This is a genomic window from Selenomonas sp. oral taxon 892 str. F0426, from assembly GCF_000468035.1.
Classification (GTDB): domain Bacteria; phylum Bacillota; class Negativicutes; order Selenomonadales; family Selenomonadaceae; genus Centipeda.
In genome coordinates, this window is record NZ_KI260514.1 from 1,516 (window position 1) to 1,838 (window position 323).

Sequence of the window (323 nt, forward strand, 5' to 3'; positions counted from 1 at the left end):
CGAGGGGAATGTTGTGCATTACGGATTCATCGAGGCGTTCATCGAGAAACTGGGCGAGAAGTACAACATCCGTGAGATTGCCTTTGACCGCTGGGGCGCGGTGCAGATGGTGCAGAACCTCGAAGGAATGGGATTCACCGTTGTTCCGTTCGGGCAGGGATTCAAGGATATGAGCCCGCCGACCAAAGAGTTGATGAAGCTGACGCTGGAAAAGAAAATAGCGTACGGCGGGCATCCCGTCATGCGCTGGATGGCAGACAACATCTTCATTCGCACCGATCCCGCAGGGAACATCAAGGCGGACAAGGAGAAATCCACCGAGA

General features: G+C 54.8%; 1 protein-coding gene. It reads left to right on the top strand.

Going from position 1 to position 323, the window contains the following annotated elements; genetic code table 11:
• On the top strand, positions 1 to 323 hold a 323-nt coding region (locus tag HMPREF1992_RS11650), incomplete at both ends, for a terminase TerL endonuclease subunit (protein ID WP_021683809.1).